Source organism: Microbacterium sp. ARD31 (assembly GCF_031844425.1).
Window position 1 is genome coordinate 1 of the sequence record NZ_JAUZVE010000087.1, and the last position, 18,822, is coordinate 18,822.

Annotated in this window: 19 protein-coding genes; 9 read left to right on the top strand and 10 right to left on the bottom strand. The window is 72.3% G+C overall.

What is annotated here, in order from left to right:
• Window positions 1-576, bottom strand: a 576-nt coding sequence (locus Q9S36_RS49555; protein ID WP_311292108.1) for a phospholipase D-like domain-containing protein, incomplete at its 3' end; no start/stop codon positions are given.
• Window positions 573-1,577: a YihY/virulence factor BrkB family protein gene (locus Q9S36_RS49560; RefSeq protein ID WP_311292109.1), complete on the bottom strand. Its 1,005-nt coding sequence runs from the start codon at window positions 1,575-1,577 to the stop codon at window positions 573-575. The genes Q9S36_RS49560 and Q9S36_RS49555, both read right to left, overlap by 4 nt.
• 22 nt (window positions 1,578-1,599) lie before the next feature.
• Here Q9S36_RS49560 and Q9S36_RS49565 point away from each other — a divergent pair, with 22 nt between their 5' ends.
• From Q9S36_RS49565 to Q9S36_RS49575, 3 genes are all read left to right on the top strand, one after another.
• Window positions 1,600-2,277: a methyltransferase domain-containing protein gene (locus tag Q9S36_RS49565; RefSeq protein WP_311292110.1), complete on the top strand. Its 678-nt coding sequence runs from the start codon at window positions 1,600-1,602 to the stop codon at window positions 2,275-2,277.
• A 68-nt stretch (window positions 2,278-2,345) separates the two neighbouring features.
• Window positions 2,346-3,347, top strand: a complete 1,002-nt coding sequence (locus Q9S36_RS49570) for a glycosyl hydrolase (protein WP_311292111.1) — start codon at window positions 2,346-2,348, stop codon at window positions 3,345-3,347.
• Window positions 3,348-3,535: 188 nt separating this feature from the next.
• Window positions 3,536-4,468, top strand: a complete 933-nt coding sequence (locus Q9S36_RS49575; protein ID WP_311292112.1) for a DUF1353 domain-containing protein — start codon at window positions 3,536-3,538, stop codon at window positions 4,466-4,468.
• Here the strand turns inward: Q9S36_RS49575 and Q9S36_RS49580 are convergent.
• Together Q9S36_RS49580 and Q9S36_RS49585 are read right to left on the bottom strand one after the other, a co-directional pair.
• Entirely contained in the window at window positions 4,455-4,829 is a 375-nt protein-coding gene (locus Q9S36_RS49580; protein WP_311292113.1) for a hypothetical protein, read from the bottom strand. The two genes, Q9S36_RS49575 and Q9S36_RS49580, sit on opposite strands and share 14 nt — an antisense overlap.
• A 99-nt stretch (window positions 4,830-4,928) precedes the next feature.
• The gene (locus tag Q9S36_RS49585; protein WP_311292114.1) at window positions 4,929-5,666 is read right to left on the bottom strand and encodes a hemolysin III family protein; all 738 of its coding nucleotides are present in this window, start codon (window positions 5,664-5,666) and stop codon (window positions 4,929-4,931) included.
• 80 nt (window positions 5,667-5,746) lie between these two features.
• On the opposite strand from Q9S36_RS49585, the gene Q9S36_RS49590 reads away from it, so the two are divergent.
• The 3 genes from Q9S36_RS49590 to Q9S36_RS49600 all read left to right on the top strand — a co-directional run bounded on the left by Q9S36_RS49590 (window position 5,747) and on the right by Q9S36_RS49600 (window position 9,111).
• The gene (locus Q9S36_RS49590; protein ID WP_311292115.1) at window positions 5,747-6,526 is read left to right on the top strand and encodes an isoprenyl transferase; all 780 of its coding nucleotides are present in this window, start codon (window positions 5,747-5,749) and stop codon (window positions 6,524-6,526) included.
• Window positions 6,527-6,754: 228 nt separating this feature from the next.
• Window positions 6,755-8,098, top strand: coding sequence for a PhoH family protein (locus tag Q9S36_RS49595; RefSeq protein WP_311292116.1), 1,344 nt, complete (start codon window positions 6,755-6,757; stop codon window positions 8,096-8,098).
• Window positions 8,099-8,439: 341 nt separating this feature from the next.
• Window positions 8,440-9,111: a hypothetical protein gene (locus Q9S36_RS49600; RefSeq protein WP_311292117.1), complete on the top strand. Its 672-nt coding sequence runs from the start codon at window positions 8,440-8,442 to the stop codon at window positions 9,109-9,111.
• A 36-nt stretch (window positions 9,112-9,147) separates the two neighbouring features.
• Here the strand turns inward: Q9S36_RS49600 and Q9S36_RS49605 are convergent, their stop codons facing one another.
• Window positions 9,148-9,792 carry a DUF4396 domain-containing protein gene (locus Q9S36_RS49605; RefSeq protein ID WP_311292118.1) on the bottom strand — a complete coding sequence of 215 codons (645 nt, stop codon included), beginning with the start codon at window positions 9,790-9,792 and terminating at the stop codon, window positions 9,148-9,150.
• A 41-nt stretch (window positions 9,793-9,833) separates the two neighbouring features.
• The gene (locus Q9S36_RS49610) at window positions 9,834-11,258 is read right to left on the bottom strand and encodes a class II fumarate hydratase (RefSeq protein ID WP_396653984.1); all 1,425 of its coding nucleotides are present in this window, start codon (window positions 11,256-11,258) and stop codon (window positions 9,834-9,836) included.
• Here Q9S36_RS49610 and Q9S36_RS49615 point away from each other — a divergent pair.
• A complete protein-coding gene (locus Q9S36_RS49615) occupies window positions 11,257-13,140 on the top strand; it encodes a penicillin-binding transpeptidase domain-containing protein (protein ID WP_311292120.1) in 1,884 nt (627 codons plus the stop codon). The two genes, Q9S36_RS49610 and Q9S36_RS49615, sit on opposite strands and share 2 nt — an antisense overlap.
• Here the strand turns inward: Q9S36_RS49615 and Q9S36_RS49620 are convergent.
• Both Q9S36_RS49620 and Q9S36_RS49625 read right to left on the bottom strand, forming a co-directional pair.
• Window positions 13,137-13,568, bottom strand: a complete 432-nt coding sequence (locus Q9S36_RS49620; RefSeq protein WP_311292121.1) for a hypothetical protein — start codon at window positions 13,566-13,568, stop codon at window positions 13,137-13,139. The two genes, Q9S36_RS49615 and Q9S36_RS49620, sit on opposite strands and share 4 nt — an antisense overlap.
• Before the next feature lie 52 nt (window positions 13,569-13,620).
• Complete coding sequence (locus Q9S36_RS49625) at window positions 13,621-14,298, bottom strand: spermidine synthase (RefSeq protein WP_311292126.1); 678 nt, start codon at window positions 14,296-14,298, stop codon at window positions 13,621-13,623.
• A gap of 39 nt (window positions 14,299-14,337) precedes the next feature.
• On the opposite strand from Q9S36_RS49625, the gene Q9S36_RS49630 reads away from it, so the two are divergent.
• Window positions 14,338-15,159 carry an alpha/beta hydrolase gene (locus Q9S36_RS49630; RefSeq protein ID WP_311292122.1) on the top strand — a complete coding sequence of 274 codons (822 nt, stop codon included), beginning with the start codon at window positions 14,338-14,340 and terminating at the stop codon, window positions 15,157-15,159.
• Window positions 15,160-15,170: 11 nt separating this feature from the next.
• Here the strand turns inward: Q9S36_RS49630 and Q9S36_RS49635 are convergent, their stop codons facing one another.
• Window positions 15,171-15,398, bottom strand: a complete 228-nt coding sequence (locus tag Q9S36_RS49635) for a hypothetical protein (RefSeq protein ID WP_311292123.1) — start codon at window positions 15,396-15,398, stop codon at window positions 15,171-15,173.
• 114 nt (window positions 15,399-15,512) lie between these two features.
• Between Q9S36_RS49635 and Q9S36_RS49640 the strand changes: the two genes are divergently transcribed.
• Complete coding sequence (locus Q9S36_RS49640; protein WP_311292124.1) at window positions 15,513-16,361, top strand: MerR family transcriptional regulator; 849 nt, start codon at window positions 15,513-15,515, stop codon at window positions 16,359-16,361.
• 73 nt (window positions 16,362-16,434) lie between these two features.
• Here the strand turns inward: Q9S36_RS49640 and Q9S36_RS49645 are convergent, their stop codons facing one another.
• Window positions 16,435-18,129: a fumarate hydratase gene (locus tag Q9S36_RS49645; RefSeq protein WP_311292125.1), complete on the bottom strand. Its 1,695-nt coding sequence runs from the start codon at window positions 18,127-18,129 to the stop codon at window positions 16,435-16,437.
• Window positions 18,130-18,822: the final 693 nt, after the last annotated feature.

Here is an 18,822-nt window from a genome sequence, read left to right on the forward strand (position 1 = left end):
CTGCTCGACCTCGGCGGCGTACTGCCGGCACACGAAGGCGTTGTGGAAGACGAAGACGTGGTTGAGGTTGCGGTGGCAGTCGGTCACGGTGAAGTTGGCCGACCCCGACAGCAGCGCCGACGTCGGGCGGGCCGTGCCGTCGTAGTCCCGCAGCACGAACTTCTGGTGGAAGATCCGCGGGTTGTAGTCACCGCGCACCTGCACGTCCGCGCGCAGCAGGGCGGCCAGGATGCGCCGGTTCTCGGCGAGCTCCGTGTCGTCCTCGCCCCACTGCACCCGGCGCAGCGCCTCCTCCTGGGTCTCACCGGGACGCGGGACGGGGAGGCGCGGCGGCGAGCCCGGCAGCGGGGAGCGGAGGTAGTCCTGCTCGAGGAACAGCTCCACCCGTACGCCGCGCCAGCTCGCGTCGAGCAGTGCCTGGGCGATCACCGGGTTGTCCAGCTCCTGCACCGCGACCGCGAGCGTGGCGCGCGCACCGGCGATGAAGTCGGCGATCACCGTCTCGAGGTCGTCGGCGGCGCCGAGCTCGGCCGGGCCGACGTACGCCTCGATCTTCCCGCTCGCGAAGACGCTCATGACACCGCATTGTCCTCCGACGGGTGGTCGCCGACGGTCCGTGCGTGGGGACGACCGGGATCGTCGTACGCCGGCGCCTGCTCACCCGCCCGCAGGGCCTCGAGCTGGGCGCACACGGCCGTGCCGTAGAAGAACGCGATGGACGACAGCAGCGCCCAGAGCAGGAGGGCGAACACGCCCGCGAGCGGGCCGTAGACGCTGCCGAACGAGCCGCTCAGCGACACGTACGCCGCCAGTCCGCCGGTCGCGAGGCCACTGAGCAGCACCGCGACGCCGGCCCCCAGCGCCAGCCACGACAGGGCCGGCTGGCGCCTGCGGGGCGCGTGGTCGAGGAGCACGGCGATGGTGAGCACCAGCAGCGCCAGGCCGGCGGGCCAACGGGCCAGGTTCCACGTGTCGACCGCACCGTCGGACCAGCCGTAGGTCTCGGCCATGGCCTCCCCGAAGGCACCGCCGCCGACGATCATGAGGAAGCCGAGGCCGACCGGGGCGGCGAGGATCGCGGTCAGGATGGCCGCGCGACCGTACTTCCACAGCGCCGTGCGGTCGCGGCGGATGCCGTAGATGCGGTTGGCGCCGCGCTCGACCTGGGCCATCGCGGTCGTCATCGACACCAGCGCGAACCCGAGGCCGAAGGCCAGCGCGATCTCGCCCGCGCGCTCGGACTCGTCGGAGCCCTCGACGGCGGAGGTGAGGGCGTCGCTGTCGCCGGCGCCGGGGGAGAGTGAGTCGACCACGTGGGCGACGACGGCGGCCGGGCGCTCCTCGTCGAGGTCGGAGGCCAGCCCGGTCAGCGCGAGCAGGAACGGCACGACGGCCAGGCAGGCCTGCAGGGCGAGCGCGCGCGAGTTGGTGAAGCCGTCGCCGTACCGGAACCGGACGAACGACTCGACGACGATCCTGCGCAGGCCGTGGCGCCGGGCGAGGTGCCAGGCGTCCAGCGCGTCGAGCTCGTCCCCGTCCATCTCCGTGGTGACGGGAACGGTCCGGGCAGTCGTCATGGCGGCACCCTAGGCTGACGACGTGCCGGAGCCGACGAGGAGCCGGGAGACGCTCGACTCCTACGACCAGATCGCGCCCGACTACGCCGCCTCCACGCGCGGTACGCGGACGGGCGCGGTGGCCGAGGCGCTCGACCGGCTGCTGGCGCACCTCCCCGCCGGCGGGTCGCTGCTCGAGCTGGGCTCGGGCCCCGGGTGGGACGCCGACGTCCTCGAGGCGCGCGGGCTGCGGGTGCGGCGGACCGACGGGTCGGAGGCGTTCCGGCGGGTCCAGCGCAGGCGCGGCCGGCGCTGCGACCTGCTCGACGTGACCGCGGACGCGTTCACGACGGCGGAGTGGCCGGCGTACGACGGCGTGCTGGCGCTGTTCGTGCTGCAGCACGTCGAGCGCGAGGCGACCCGGGCCGTGCTCGAGAGGGCCGCCCGTGCGCTGCGGCCGGGCGGTGCCGTCCTCGTCTCGATGCGCGAGGGCGACCCCCGGACGGAGCCGGACGGCTGGCAGGTCGGGTCCTCGGGGCGTCGCTACCACGTGACGCGGTGGCGGCAGGAGGACTTCGAGGACGCCCTGGTCGCCGCCGGGCTGGCCCCGACGTGGCACGTGCGGCTCGCCGACGAGGAGGGCGACTGGCTGCTGGTCGTGGCCGTGGCCGTGGACGAGCTCACTGCCGCCGCTGGATCCCGGCAATCCCCGGACCGCTAGCCTCCGGCCGACCTACGCTGGAGCACCACCCACTGGTGGGGGACCCCCGCGACCTCTCGGAGCCCCTCGTGTCCCTGCCTGACCCCACCCTGTCCCGCCGTGCCGTCGTCGGCGCGTCCCTGGCCGTCCCCGCTGCCGCGGCCCTCGCCCTCGAGCCCGGCGTCGCACACGCCGCCGGCACCCCGCTCGGGCGCCAGGTGCGCTTCGGCGCCTACGCCTGGAACGTGCCGTGGACGCCCGGCGTGCTGGACGACCTGCAGCGGACCGTGCAGGCGCCGGTCACCATCGCGTCGTACTTCTACGGCCCCGACGACGTCTTCCCGGCCCAGCAGGACATCGACACCGCCCGCGGCGGTGCGCGCGACCTGCTGGTCGCCTGGGAGATCGGCAAGTTCCGCTACAGCGAGTGGCCTGCCGGTCTGCACGACGCCCGCCTCGACCGCATCGCGGCGGCGGCGCGCGCCTACCCGCGTCCGGTCTACGTCCGCCCGTGGCCGGAGATGAACGGCGACTGGACCACCTTCCAGCCCACCCCGGCCGGCGAGAAGCAGCACGGCGGCACGCCGGCGGAGTTCGTCGCAGCGTGGCGCTACGTCGTCACCTACCTGCGTGCACGCGGCGCCACGAACCTGCGCTGGGTGTTCAACCCGACCACCGACACCTACGAGGGCACCACCGACATCCGCGCCATCTACCCGGGAGACGCCTACGTCGACGTGCTCGGCCTCGACGGCTACAACTGGGGCAACACCGGCGTGAGCTGGGGGCCGTGGCGGACCTTCGAGGACATCTACCGCGTCCAGTACGACCGGCTCGTCGCGCTGCACCCCACCGCCCCCGTCTGGATCTGCGAGGTCGGCTGCAAGGAGCCGTCGTACGACGACGGCGCGCCGCGCATCAAGTCCGCCTCCAAGGGTCGCTGGATCACCGACATGTTCGCCGCGACCACGTTCCCGCGGGTCCGGGCGGTGTGCTGGTTCCACACCAGGAAGGAGCGCGACTGGCGGGTCAACTCCTCCACCGACGCGCTCAAGGCGATCCGCAAGGCGTTGGACCAGATGCCGGCCTGACGGCCGCACCTCCTCCGGTGGTCGAGGTGCGAGCGCATGTCCTCCGGTGGTCGAGGTGCGAGCGCGTCTCCTCCGGTGGTTGAGGTGCGAGCGCAGCCCTTCCGGTGGTTGAGGTGCGAGCGCAGCGAGCCTCGAAACCACTCCCACCCAACGGGCGGCTGTCGGTGCCGTTCGCCAGACTGGGCGGCATGCGGACTCGGGAGCGCGGGGGGATGGGGGCGCGGGTGGCCGTCGAGCCCCGGCGGTTCTACGACGGCGGCACGCTGCCGCACGACGGGCGGCCCGGCGAGCCGCCCAACCCGGGGGCCGACCCGCGGATCGTGCTCGAGCGGCACGCCGAGGAGGGCGTCGAGACGTTCGCCCTCGAGCGTCGGCTGGCCTACCTCGACCGCCACGTCGGCGAGCTGCTCGTGCCGGCCGACCCGGGCTTCCGCACCGACCTCACGTCGGTGCCCGCGCTCTTCACCTGGCTGGTGCCCAAGACGGGAGCCCACCTGCCGGCGGCGCTGCTGCACGACGCGCTGGTGGCCGGGCGCGGCGACGCGACGTCGTACGTCTCCACGGAGGGTCGCGAGGTCGACCGCGTCATGGCCGACCGGATCTTCCGTGACGCGATGGCCGACACCGGCACCGGCGTGGTCCGGCGCTGGATCGTGTGGACGGCGGTCACGGTGGCGACCGTCTTCGTGGGCCGGCGGGTCCTGTGGTCGCCGGCGAAGCACTGGTCCTACCGCGTCGCCGCGGCGGTAACGGTCGCCGTGATTTTCTACCTCGGCTACAGCTCGACCAGCGACCTGTTCGACCGGTCGTGGGTCGGCGCGGTCGAGGTGCCGTGGATGGCCGACCGGCCGTTCTGGGTGGAGCTGGCCGGAGGCTTCTCCGGCGCGGTCGTGCTGCCGCTCGCGCTCAGCCTGCTGTGGGGGCGGCTGCGGATGGCCGGGGCGATCGCCGGGGTGCTGCTGGCGGTGCTGCTCCACGTCACCGTCGGCCTCGCCGTCATCGCCGCCGCGTACCTCGCTGCGGAGCGGGTGGCCCGGCGGTCGGCGGTGGCGGGCTGGGCGCTGGCCGCCGCCGTGGTCGGCGGCTCCCTCGTCACGTTCGCGCTGGTCAGCCTCGGCTGACGCCGATCTGCGCCAGCAGCCGACCGGCGAACGTGTCGGGTGGGAGGTCCTGGCTGAGCAGGTGGACTCCGGCCTGGAAGGCGAATGCCACGAGGCCGAGCGCCACCGCGGTCACGACCATCCCGTTGACGTTGCGCGGGAACCGGCTCGGTACGGTCCGGACCCGGTGCCACCCGCCGACGAGGCCGGAGGTCACCACGGCCGACACGATGCTGGCGAGGGCCGCGCCGAGCACGGTGCCGAGCATGCCCATCCGGCCGATCAGGAGGGCCGAGGTGGCTGCGGCGGTGGCGCCGGCGACGAGCTGGGGGAGGCTGAGGTCGAGGAGGGGCTGGCGGTCGTTCTCAGGTGAGTCAGGCATGACGCGATCTGGTCGGGGGCAGGTCCTTCCCCCGTACGACGACCCGGCGGGCCCGATGGTTTCGTGACTCCGCTCACCGGACCGGGACGACGTGCCCGGTCAGCGCAGGGAGTACGTCGCGAGGGAGACGCCGACGTAGTGCGCCGCGAAGGCGAGCACGGTGAAGGAGTGGAACACCTCGTGGAAGCCGAACCAGCGGGGCGAGGGGTCGGGTCGCTTGAGGCCGTAGACCACGCCGCCGAGGGTGTAGAGGACGCCGCCGACGGCGACGAGCACGAGCGTGGCGATGGCGATGCCGGAGCTGAACTTGTCGGCACCGTCGACGAACTGCGGGATGAAGAACACCGCGGCCCAGCCGAGGGCGATGTACATCGGCGTGTAGAGCCAGCGCGGGGCGTCGGTCCAGAACACGCGGAACAGCACACCGGCGATCGCGGCGCCCCACACCACCACCAGCAGCGTCGTACGCGCGCTGCCGTGCAGGAACAGCAGGGCGTAGGGGGTGTAGGTGCCGGCGATCAGCACGAAGATGTTGGCGTGGTCGAAGCGCCGCAGGAACGCCCACGTGCGCGGCGACCAGGTGCCGCGGTGGTAGATCGCCGACACGGTGAAGACCAGCAGGGCGGACAGGGCGAAGGCGGCGGACCCCACGCGGGTCGACGCGGTGGGCGAGAGCGCCACCAGGACGATGCCGGCGGCGAGCGCGAGCGGCGCGGTCCCGGCGTGCAGCCAGCCGCGCAGGTGGGGCTTGACCTCGGCCATCTTGTCGGCCATCAGCTCGCCCGCGCGCTCGACGGCGTTCTCCACGCGGTGTCGGTGGGTGGTGGGCTGATCCATGGGGCAAAAGTACCGAAGACGGCCTGAGGCGCGCAGCCGTTGCCGCCGAGTGCCCGGTCACACGGCGTTACCATCGGTGGGTGGTCAACGTGAAGGACGCACTGCGACGGGTGCTCTACCCGGCGTACGAGTCCCGGGTGGTGAAGTTCCTGCCCCAGGACCGCATCCCGCAGCACGTCGGCGTGATGCTCGACGGCAACCGGCGCTGGGCGAAGGCCGTCGGCCTCAACACCGCCGAGGGCTACCAGGCCGGCGCCGACAACATCCGCCCCCTCCTCGGCTGGTGCGAGGAGGTCGGCGTCGAGGTGGTCACCCTGTGGCTGCTCTCCAGCGACAACCTCACCAACCGCCCGCCCGAGCAGCTCACCGGGCTGCTGAAGATCATCGAGGGCGCCGTCGAGTCGCTCGCCGAGGCACGTCGCTGGCGGATCCACCCGGTGGGGGCCCTCGACCTGCTGCCGACCGAGACCGCCGAGCGGCTCAAGGCGGCCGAGGAGGCAACCCGCGACATCGACGGCATCCTGGTCAACGTGGCCGTGGGCTACGGCGGCCGCCGCGAGATCGCCGACGCCGTGCGTGCCCTGCTGGCCGACCACGCCACGAGGGGCACCTCGCTGGAGGAGCTCGCCGACATCATCGACGTCGAGCACATCGCCGAGCACCTCTACACCAAGGGCCAGCCCGACCCCGACCTGGTGATCCGCACCTCCGGCGAGCAGCGCCTCGGCGGCTTCCTGCTGTGGCAGTCGGCCAACTCGGAGTTCTACTTCTGCGAGGCGCTCTGGCCCGACTTCCGCCGGGTCGACTTCCTGCGGGCGATCCGCGCGTACGCCGCCCGCGAGCGCCGTTTCGGGGGCTGACCGCCCCGCGGGCGGGGTGGACGAATCGTTACCGTCTGCTCACCCCCCGTTCGGGCGTGTCGACCGATTTCGTGGAGGAGCCGGGCGTACGTTCGCGGCATCGGCAGGTGGGGAAGCCTGCCGTACCGGGAGGCAGCCGTGGGCACTCAGATGGGAGCTCTCCGGTCCGTTGAATGACATCGGGCCGGGCGAGGAGTGCGCGCGCCGACCCGCAGCAAGGGGTTCGTCGTGGCCAGCAAGACCTCATCCAGCTCCGCATCGCCCAGCGCATCGCCCGACCGTCTCACCTACGTCCTCGACACGAGCGTCCTCCTCGCCGATCCGGGGGCGATCAAGCGCTTCGCGGAGCACGAGGTCGTGCTGCCGGTCGTGGTGATCACCGAGCTCGAGGGCAAGCGGCACCACCCCGAGCTCGGCTTCTTCGCCCGCTCGGCCCTCCGCGCCCTCGACGAGCTGCGCATCCTGCACGGGCGCCTCGACGAGCCGGTGCCGATCGGGACCGAGGGCGGCACGGTCCGCGTCGAGCTCAACCACACCGACCCCGCGTCGCTGCCGTCGGGCTTCCGCCTCGGCGACAACGACACCCGCATCCTCGCGGTGGCCCGCAACCTCGCCAACGAGGGCCACACCGTCACCCTGGTCTCCAAGGACCTCCCCCTGCGGATCAAGGCCTCGGCCGTCGGGCTCGACGCCCAGGAGTACCGCGCGGAGGCGATCAGCGACTCCGACACCGGCTACACCGGCATGACGGAGCTGGAGGTGCCGGCCACCGACCTCGACGAGCTCTATGAGGACGGTGTGATCGACCTCGCCGACGCCCGTGACCTGCCGTGCCACAACGGCCTGGTCCTGCTCTCCGAGCGCGGCACGGCGCTGGGCCGGGTGGGCGCCGACAAGCGGGTCCACCTCGTGCGCGGCGACCGGGACGCCTTCGGCATCCACGGCCGGTCGGCCGAGCAGCGGGTCGCCCTGGAGATGCTGCTCGACCCCGAGGTCGGGATCGTCTCCCTCGGCGGGCGCGCCGGCACCGGCAAGTCCGCCATGGCGTTGTGCGCGGGCCTCGAGGCGGTGATGGAGCGCCGCCAGCACAAGAAGGTCGTGGTGTTCCGGCCGCTGTTCGCCGTCGGTGGCCAGGAGCTCGGCTACCTCCCGGGCTCCGAGGGGGAGAAGATGTCGCCCTGGGCGCAGGCGGTGTTCGACACCCTGGGTGCGCTGACCGGCAAGGACGTGATCGACGAGGTGATGGACCGCGGCATGCTCGAGGTGCTGCCGCTGACCCACATCCGCGGCCGCTCGCTGCACGACTCCTTCGTCATCGTGGACGAGGCGCAGTCGCTCGAGCGCAACGTGCTGCTGACGGTGCTCTCGCGGATCGGGGCCAACTCCAAGGTCGTGCTGACCCACGACGTCGCCCAGCGCGACAACCTCCGCGTCGGGCGTCACGACGGCATCGTGGCGGTGGTGGAGAAGCTCAAGGGCCACCCGCTGTTCGCGCACGTCACGCTGACCCGCTCCGAGCGGTCCCCGATCGCGGCCCTGGTCACCGAGATGCTGGAGAACGTCACCCTCTGAGGTCTCCGCCGTTGTAACGCCGGGTCGTGGCGACTACCCACCCCCATGTGTCATGGGAGGTAGAGCACACGACCCGGCGTCGCAGCGCTGGGAGTGAGGCGGATGGGGCTGCCGCGACGGGTGTGGTCGTTGTGACGGAAGGGACATGACGAATTCGGGCGTTCGGTTTGCACGCCCTTCACGCCTCATGCATGGTGGCTCGTGACCGTTTCGTGATCTTGGGTCGCGGGCAGGGCAGTGGATCGCTGCTCGAAGCCTGGTTCCGCCTGTTCCGCGAGCACGTCGGTCGCGGCGTCCCCCGCGCCGTGCACGTCCCTGTCGTCAACCCCCCGTGAGCTCCTGTGTCGAAGTCCGACAAGTACGTCCCCAAGCACCGCGCGCCCGGCAAGCACAAGGCCGAGCGCGCGCCTCGTCGAGCGCTCCGCTCCGGCATCGCCCTGACCGGCCTGGCCGCCGCCGCGACCGGCGTGAGCATCGCCGGCGGCGTGCTCTCCAGCGACCCGTCGCTGACCCCGGCCGCCGCCGACGTCTCCGACGCCCGCAGTGCGACGGACGACGCCACCGGGGACGCCACGATGAGTGCGGCCGAGCTCGAGCAGCGCACGTCGAGCACGCCGGTGTCCCGGTCCTCGCGCCGGGTCCGCCCGGCCGCGGAGAAGGTCGCGGCGCTGTCCGTCTCCTCCGGCGCCGCCGTCACCAGGTCCGAGAAGCTCTCCGAGGGCGACCCTCGCGACATCGCCCGCGCCCTGCTGCCCGAGTACGGCTTCTCCGCCGACCAGTTCTCCTGCCTCGACTCGCTCTACGTCAGCGAGTCCGACTGGCGCGTCGACGCGGACAACCCCACGTCGTCGGCGTACGGCATCCCGCAGGCGCTGACGCAGCTGCACGACCTGCCGGCCGACTACATGACGTCCGCCGAGTCGCAGATCCGCTGGGGGCTGGAGTACATCCAGGACACCTACGGCACGCCGTGCAGCGCGTGGAGCTTCAAGCAGGGCAACGGCTGGTACTGAGGCCAGCACTGAGGTCAGCACCGAGGCTGGTCGAGGTCAGCGCAGCTGCTGGGCGTGCCCCGTTGCCGGCTCCTCGAGGACCCGGTCGGCGGTGGACACCAGCAGTCCGCCCAGCATGAACGCGGTGATGGCAGCGACCAGGGTCGACGTGGCCAGGTCGGGGATCAGGCGCCGAGACCCCGTCGGGGTGGCCCCGTGGAACTCGTGGGTCAGCGCGTGGCCCTTGCCGCGCGCGAGCAGGTAGCGGTTCACCGGCCAGGCGGCGAAGAAGGCGACGGTCAGCGCCAGCATCATCGACAGCCAGAAGACCGGGTTGACCAGTCCGGCCTCCATAGCGCCGGGGATCACAGCCATGACGAGGTTGTCGACGACCTCCATCGTCGCGATCGACAGCGTGTCGGCCGCGAGCACGACGGTGAGGGCCGCCCCGACCCCGAGGCCGGCACGCAGCAGCGGGAGTGTCGAGAGCGCGTAGCCGAAGAGGAAGGCGAGGCCGACGGCGATCGCGATCGTCGCGACATTGCCGAGGCCGAGCGCGGTGCCGATGACCAGGCCCAGGATCTCGCCGATGGCGCAGCCGGTCAGGCAGTGCAGGGTCGCCGACACCGCCATGGCGTTGGTGCTGCCCATCTGGTGGTGGTCTTCGTGGTGCTGGTGGCTCTCGTGCGCGACGTGCTCCATGCCGCCAATATACCCCTAGGGGGTATGCATGTCGAGAGGTCTCAGCGGGAGGTCGGTCGGGTCATCGACGTCACGTCGAGCGCGGCGTCGAGCTGCTCCTCAGTGAGGTCCCCGCGCTCGACGTAGCCCATGGCGATGACCGTCTCGCGGATCGTGGCGCCGTCGGCGAGGGCCTTCTTCGCCACCTTGGCGGCCTCCTCGTAGCCGATGTGCGCGTTGAGGGGCGTCACGACCGACGGCGAGGACTCGGCGTAGCGGCGCATCCGCTCGGCGTCGGCGGTGATGCCGTCGACGCACCGCTCCGCCAGCAGGACCGTCGACGTGGAGAGCACGTGGACCGACTCGAGGAGGGCGTGCGCCATCACCGGCATCATCACGTTGAGCTCGAAGGCGCCGGACGCGCCGGCCCAGGCGATCGTCGCGTCGTTGCCGACGACCCGCGCGCAGACCATCAGCGTCGCCTCGGGGAGGACCGGGTTGACCTTGCCGGGCATGATGCTGGACCCGGGCTGCAGGTCGGGGAGGTGGATCTCGGCGAGGCCCGTGGTGGGCCCCGAGGACATCCACCGCAGGTCGTTGCAGACCTTGGTGAGGCCCACCGCGATCGTGCGGAGCACCCCGGACAGCTCGACGAGCGAGTCGCGGGTGCCCTGCGCCTCGAAGTGGTCGCGGGCCTCGGTGAAGGGCTGGCCGGTCCGCTCGGCGAGCGCGGCGATCGCCCGCTCCGCGAAGGCCGCGGGCGTGTTGATGCCCGTGCCGACGGCCGTGCCGCCCAGCGGGAGCTCGCGCACCCGCGGGAGGACCGCCTCGAGCCGCTCGACGCCGAGCCGCAGCGTGGCGGCGTACGCCCCCATCTCCTGGCCCAGCGTGACGGGGGTGGCGTCCATGAGGTGGGTGCGGCCCGACTTCACCGTGTCGGCGAACTCCTCGGCCTTGCCCTCGAACGACGTCGCCAGGCGGTCGAGCGCAGGGACGAGGTCCTCGACCACCGCGAGCGTCGCCGCGACGTGGATGCTCGTGGGGAAGGTGTCGTTGCTGCTCTGCGAGGCGTTGACGTGGTCGTTGGGGTGCACCTCCACGCCCGCGCGGGCGGCGAGCGTGGCGATCACCTCGTTGGCGTTCATGTTGGAGCTGGTGCCGGACCCGGTCTGGAAGACGTCGAGCGGGAACTCGCCGTCGTGATCGCCGGCGACGATGGCGTCGGCCGCGGCGACGATGGCGTGCGCCTGCTCGTGGCCGAGGACCCCCAGCCCCGCGTTGGCGGTCGCGGCGGCGGCCTTCACGTGCGCCAGCGCCTGGACGTGCCGGGGCTGCAGGGTCAGGCCGCTGATCGGGAAGTTCTCGATCGCGCGCTGGGTCTGCGCCCGCCAGAGTGCCTCGCGAGGCACCTCGACCTCGCCCATCGAGTCGTGCTCGGTGCGTGTCTCGCTCACCACGCGACCGTACCCCCGGCACGATGGGGCCATGCGATCACTGCGTCTCGGGATCGTCGTCGCGCTCGTGGGGGTCGGGTCCGCCTGCTCCGCGCTCGGCGGCGACGACGCCGACCCCGCCGCCGACCTCGCCGACGACCTCGCCGCCGCGCTCTCCGAGCACTCCCTGGGCGACGTGCCGCTGGTCGACGACGGCGTCCGCGAGACCTTCGCCGAGCTGGTCGCGCCGCTCGACGAGGTGCCCGTGACCGTCTCGGTCGCCGACGTCCGCGAGGTCGAGGAGGAGGGCCGCGCCGAGGTGACGCTCGCCTGGCGCTGGGACGTCACCACGTCCACGCCCTGGGAGTACGACACCTCGGTGGCCCTGGTGAACCAGGACGGCGCGTCGTGGCAGGTCGCCTGGTCGCCCGACGACCTCGCCCCCGACCTGACGGAGGGTGACACCCTGGGCCTGCGCACCCTGACCCCCAGGCGTGGCGACATCACGGGGGACGGCGGCGCGGTGCTCGTGACCGAGCGCCCGGTGCTGCGCTACGGCCTCGACAAGACCAGGGTCGAGGGCGCGGCGGTCGCCCGCAGCGCCCGGAGGATCGCGCAGGTGCTCGACCTCGACGTGGCGTCGTACGTCGCCCGCGCGGAGGCGGCGGGGCCCGATGCCTTCGTCGAGGCGCTCGTGCTGCGCGAGGACGACGCCCTCGAGGTGCTGCCGGCGTTCCGGCGCATCCGCGGCGCGCTCGCGGTGCGCGACACCCTGCCGCTGGCGCCGACGCGCGAGTTCGCCGCGGCCCTGCTCGGCCGCGTGGGACCGGCCACCGCGGAGCTGGTCGAGGAGTCGGAAGGACGCATCGTGGCCGGGGACGAGGTCGGGCTCTCGGGCCTGCAGGCCCGCTACGACGAGCAGCTGACCGGCACCCGAGGCACCGCCGTGGTCGCCCGCGACGCGCAGGACCGGCTGCGCACGCTCTTCGAGGTCCCCGCCACCGACGGTGCCGACCTCCGCACCACGCTCGACCCTGTCCTGCAGCAGGAGGCCGAGGACGCGCTCGCCACGCTCGGCGACGCCGCCCCCGCCGCCGCCCTCGTCGCCATCCGACCCTCGGACGGCGCGGTCCTGGCGAGCGCCAACGGCGCCGGAGCCGCCGGGGCCGACCTCGCCTCCACGGGCCAGTACGCACCCGGGTCGACCTTCAAGCTGGTCTCGGCGCTGGCGCTGCTGCGCAGCGGCATGGGGCCGTCCGCCCGGGTCTCCTGCCCGGCGACGACCGTGGTCGACGGCCGGTCGTTCAAGAACTACGACGACTACCCGTCGTCCGCGCTCGGCGACATCACCCTGACCCAGGCGGTCGCCCAGTCGTGCAACACCGCGTTCATCGGCAACGCGGACCGGCTGCGGGCGGGCGACCTCGCCGCCGCCGCGCAGGCGCTCGGGCTCGGCACCGACCACGACCTCGGCTTCCCGGTCTACTTCGGCCAGGTGCCGCCCCCGGAGACCGCGACCGGGGCGGCGGCCGACCTGATCGGCCAGGGCACGGTGCTCGCCAGCCCGTTCGCGATGGCGACCGTGGCGGCGTCCGTCGCGGCCGGCCGCGCGGTGCTGCCCGTCCTGCTGCCCGAGCACCAGGTGCAGCAGGTGCCTCCCGAGCAGCCGCTCAGCCCCACCGAGGCCGGGACGCTGCGCGGGTTCATGCGCGCCGTCGTCACGACGGGATCGGGCCGCTTCCTCGTCGACGTACCCGGCGAGGTCGGCGCCAAGACCGGCACCGCCGAGTACGGCGAGCCCGACGCGGCTGGCGACCTCCCCACGCACGCGTGGATGGTCGCCACCCGCGGCGACCTGGCGGTCGCGGTCTTCGTCGCGACCGGCGTCTCGGGCTCGCAGACGGCGGGGCCGGTGCTCGAGGCGTTCCTCCGCTAGGCCTTGCGGGCGAGCATCGTCGCGGTGTCGCCCGAGGTCGGCTCGCGCCACACCACGCGCAGCCTGGCGTCGTCGCGGCGGACCTTCACCGAGACCCGCTTGGCGCACTTCCCGCCGATGGTGTCGCGCGTGATGACCTCGGTGAACCGGTACCGCGCGCCGGACCGCCCCTTGTAGCGCCACGTGCCGTAGCAGCCGCCGTAGGCGATCCTGCCCCGGAGCTCGCCGTTGCGCGTGACGATCCTGACCCGGGCGCGGTAGCCGGCCGACGCGCCGTTGTCGCCGAAGACCTTGCCCTTCCAGGTGCCGGTGATCCGGTTGCCTGCCTCGGCCGGAGCGGCGGTGGCCGCGGGAGCCGTGAGCGAGACGGGGACGAGGAGTGCGACGGTGGTCAGCACTGTGGGGACGAGCTTGTGCAGCGTGTGCATGGATTCCCCCTCGGGATGACGGGCGCCGCGGGGTGCGGCACCCTCCAGCACGCTAGGTCGCCCGGGCGAGGTAGAGGTAGTACCCCTCCGGGCGGTCCTGCAGCAGCACGTCGTGCCGCTGCTCCTCGGCTGAGCCGAAGACCTCGCGCATCGCGTCCAGCAGGTCGGGCGCGGGGTTGCCCGACCAGACGACGAGCACGCCACCGGGGGAGAGGAGCTCGCGGCACCGGCGCAGGAACTGCACCTCGTAGACCGCCTCGTTGGCCTCGTGGACCAGGTAGCCCGGGCCGTTGTCGACGTCGAGCAGGACGAGGTCGTAGGTCGAGCGCGCCTCCGCGACGGCCATCGCGATGTCGGCGTTGACGATGCTGACCCGCTGGTCGGCGAGGATCGCCGGGCCGTGCGGCACGGTGCCCTCGCGCATCCACTGGACGAGCGGCTCCTCGATCTCCACGACCACGGCCCGCTCGACCCGCGGGTCGGCGAGCACGCGCTGCAGCGTGAAACCCAGGCCCAGGCCGCCGATCACGACCGACCTCGGCTCGTCGACGAGCTCGAGGGCCTGCGCCGCCAGCTCGATCTCGCTGGTCGTCTCGAGGGTGTCCATCACGAAGACCCCGTTGACCCGCAGCTCCAGCACGTCGGCCCCGGCCGCCGAGGAGCGGCGCCGCAGCACCACGTCCCCGCGCTCGGTCTCGGCCCGCGCGATCTCGACCACCTCTGGATCCATCACGCCACCATCCTGCCCAAGCCCGGCTAGGTTGCTCGCATGCGGTTCCACGCGGCGGACGGCAGGGTGCTGCAGGCCTGGGTCGGCGGTGACCCGGACGGGTGCCCGGTCGCGGTGCTGCACGGCTGCCCGGACACCCGCCACGTCGCGATGACCGGCGATGCCGCCGCCCGCGCGACCGGCGTACGTCTCGTGTGCGTCAACCGGCCCGGCTACGGCGCGTCCACTCCTCACGCCTCGACGAACGCGAGCGTCGCGGACGACCTGGCCGGGGTGGTGGACGAGCTGGGCCACGACCGCTTCGCCGTCCTCGGCATGTCCGTCGGGGGCGGGTACGCCGTCGCCTGCGCGGCTCGCCACCCCGACCGGGTCGCCGCACTCGGGCTGGTCGCGACGCAGCCGCCGGGCACGCGGGAGGAGGCGCCCGAGGAGCTCGAGACCGAGATCGCGCCGGAGTTCCTCCGGTGGCGCGCCCGGGTCGACCCGGACGACCCGGACGACGACGCGCTCTGCGCCCGGTGGCTCTCGGCACTGCCGGCCGCGGACGCCGCCCTCTTGGCCGGGCGGACACCGTCCGAGGTCGCTGCGTCGGTCCGCGAGGCGCTCGCCGACCCCAGCGGATACCTCCGCGACGCGACGACCATGTCCCGCCCCTGGGCCCACGGTCCCGAGCTGGTGCGGTGCCCCGCGCGGGCGTGGTTCGGCGAGCTCGACGAACGCGCCCGTGCGGCGGACGCCGCGGCGCTGCTCGCGGGCTTCGCCGGCGTCCGGGTCACGGTGAGGCCGGCCACCACCCACCTCGCCACGCTGGTCGGGCACTGGCCGGAGGTGCTCGCGACCCTCCGCGACCTGTCCGGCTGAGGGGTGGGTGGTCAGCGACCGGAGCCCGCCGCGGCCTCCTCGGCGCAGCCTCCGCTGAAGCCGACCGCCTCGGCGACCTGCATCACGCAGTCCTCGTCGCCCACCGGGTCCACCGCGAGGGAGGACGCGCTCCAGACCGAGCCGAGGGCGGCGGCCAGGATTGCAGCCACCCCGGCCAGTCGCAGCCGGCGGTGCAGGCGGGCCTCGACGTCCTCGATGTCCAGGTCGATCGTCGTCATGGGGCACTCCTCCGCCTCGTCCTGCGGCTTGTCCACAGTTTGTCCACCGTTGGTGGACAACCGCAGCGTAGGGCGTTGTCCAATGTTTGTCCAAAGTCCGCTATCCTCGGTGACGTGTACACCGTCGGACGCGCCGCAGAGCTCACCGGAGTCCCCCGGGAGACCCTCCGCAAGTGGGAGCAGCGCTACGGCGTGGTGACCCCGGTGCGGACCGAGGGCAACTACCGGCTGTACGACGACGAGTCCGTGCGCCGGCTCAGCGTCATGCGCGACCTCGTCGACTCCGGCTGGTCGCCCAAGGAGGCGGCCCACCGCGTGCTCCAGGCCCCGGCTCCCCCCGCCGCGAGCGGTGACGAGGCGCCCGCCCCGCTCGACGAGCTGGCGCGGTGCGCCGAGCAGTTCGACCTCGAGCGCGTGGAGGAGGTGCTCGACGAGGCCTTCGCGCGCTCCGACCTCGACGCCGTCATCGACGACTGGCTGATGCCGTCGCTGGTCCGGCTCGGCGAGGCCTGGCAGCGCGGTCAGGTGAGCATCGCGGGGGAGCACTTCATCAGTGCCGCGGTGCACCGCCGGCTGGCGTACGCCTTCCAGCAGCTGTCGGCGGCCGGCCCCGACGCCCCGCGGGTCGCGGTCGGGCTGGCGCGCGGCTCGCGCCACGAGCTCGGCGTCCTCGCCTTCGCGGCCGTGCTGCGCAGCCAGGGGGTGGGGGTCACCTACCTGGGCAGCGACATGCCGCTGGAGGCGTGGATCGAGACGGTGCGCACGCTCGACCCGGACGCCGTCGTCATCGGGGTGCCGACGATCGAGGATCTACCTGCCGTACGAGAGGTGGTCGCGGCGCTCGCGCCGCGCGGACTGGTGCTGGTGGGCGGCGCCCACCAGGAGCGCGTCGAGGGCGCGGAGCCGCTGGGGCACGCGGCCGGGGCTGCCGCCCGCGACCTCGCGGCGCGCCTGCGCGGCTGAGGCGGCGTACGTCCCTGCGACGTGCTGCGACCCGGTCGTCCTGGCGACCGCTTCGTAGCACGTCCGGCCCGGCCTACTGGGCCGAGCGGACCCGGATGCCTGACAGCGGGACCGTGACGGCACCCGCGGGGTCGGTGAAGAAGTCGTTGCCCTTGTCGTCGACGACGATGAAGGCGGGGAAGTCCTCGACCTCGATCTTCCAGACCGCCTCCATGCCGAGCTCCTCGTACTCGACGACCTCGACCGACTTGATGCAGTCCTGGGCGAGGCGGGCGGCCGGGCCGCCGATGGAGCCGAGGTAGAAGCCGCCATGGGCGTGGCACGCCTCGGTGACCTGCTTGGAGCGGTTGCCCTTCGCGAGCATGACCATGGAGCCGCCGGCGGCCTGGAACTGCTCGACGTAGGAGTCCATCCGGCCGGCGGTCGTCGGCCCGAAGGAGCCGGACGGCATGCCCTCGGGCGTCTTGGCGGGACCCGCGTAGTAGACCGGGTGGTTGCGGAGGTAGTCGGGCATCTCCTCGCCGGCGTCGAGGCGCTCCTTGATCTTGGCGTGGGCGATGTCGCGGGCCACGACGAGCGGGCCGGTCAGCGAGAGTCGCGTCTTGACCGGGTGCTTCGACAGCTCGGCGAGGATGTCGGCCATCGGCTGGTTGAGGTCGATCGGCACGACCGCGCCGCCCTCGATGTCGTGGGCCATGCCGGCGTCGGGCATGTACTGCGCGGGGTCGGTCTCGAGCTGCTCGAGGAACACGCCCTCGGGCGTGATCTTGCCGAGCGCCTGCCGGTCGGCGGAGCAGGACACCGCGATCGCGACCGGGCACGACGCGCCGTGGCGCGGGAGCCGGACGACGCGGACGTCGTGGCAGAAGTACTTGCCGCCGAACTGCGCGCCGATGCCGAACGACTGGGTCAGCTCGAAGACCTTCTCCTCCAGCTCGACGTCGCGGATGCCGTGGGCGCTCATCGAGCCCTCGGTCGGCAGGTCGTCGAGGTAGTGCGCCGAGGCGTACTTCGCGGTCTTGAGCGCGAACTCCGCACTCGTCCCGCCGATGACCACCGCGAGGTGGTACGGCGGGCAGGCTGCGGTGCCGAGCGAGCGGATCTTCTCGTCGAGGAACTCCATCAGCCGCGTCGGGTTGAGGACGGCCTTGGTCTCCTGGAAGAGGAACGACTTGTTGGCCGAGCCGCCGCCCTTGGCCATGAAGAGGAACTTGTACTCCGGCACGTCCTGGGCGGGGGTGGAGTAGAGCTCGATCTGCGCCGGCAGGTTGGTGCCGGTGTTCTTCTCCTCGAACGTCGTCAGCGGCGCGAGCTGGGAGTAGCGGAGGTTGAGCCGGGTGTAGGCGTCGTACACGCCGCGGCTGATCGCCTCGCCGTCGTCGGCGCCGGTGAGCACGCCCTCGGACTTCTTGCCCATCACGATCGCGGTGCCGGTGTCCTGGCACATCGGCAGCACGCCGCCGGCGGAGATGTTGACGTTCTTGAGCAGGTCGAGGGCGACGAAGCGGTCGTTGCCCGACGCCTCGGGGTCGTCGATGATCTTGCGCAGCTGGGCGAGGTGGCCGGGGCGGAGGTAGTGGCTGATGTCGTGCATCGCCTCCTCGGTGAGCCGGCGGATCGCCTCGGGCTCGACCGTGAGGAAGGTCCGACCCCCGACCAGATGAGTGGACACGCCCTCGGTGGTGATCAACCGGTAGGGGGTCTTCTCGGCGCCGTTGGAACCGGCGGTCGGGAGCAGGTCGGAGTAGCGGAACTCAGCGGTCGTCACAAGAAGTCAGGGTACCTAGGGGCTTCTCGCCATGGCCTGGCCCTCACCGCCGTCGTTCGCTCTGTCCACACCCAGTTGGTCGGAGCTGTCGGATGCTGGACATTTCGGGGGTGTAGGTGTCAACTGACGTCTGTTTCAAGGTGCTGCCGAAGATTGCGCAGGCGCACGAACTCTCGAGGGGGAACAGATGAAGACACTCAAGCTTCTCAGCTGTCTCGCACCGCTTCTCTTCGCGGTCGGATGGGCGCCACCCGCGGCAGCAGTACACGACGGCTGGTTCACGCACGCTGGCCGGACTTGCGGTCCCGATCAGAGGGTCATAGTTCACATCCACACGAGTGGGTCGAACGTAACCGTGGGCGCCACCTATTCCACGAGGAATCCCTGGACGGGCGGAATCGGTTTCCGATTTACGGGATGGAAGACTGGGGTCAACAACTCGTGGGTAACGGAGAATCGCCACGTGGGCAGTTACGAAGTAAGCGTGAAGGCCGGGAGTCCTGGCCGAATCACGGGGCATAGTCTGACATGTGCCTAGCTCGTGAGACGGGCGACATGAATTCCGGGCGCGGGCTGGCCGACACACAACTTGCGGTGTGCGCCTGAGTCCGAGCCTGCGGATTCCTGTAGTCCTTGGGTCTGCTGCACGGATAGGTGACATCTGATCTGCGTCGATGTGAGTCGGCGCTGGAA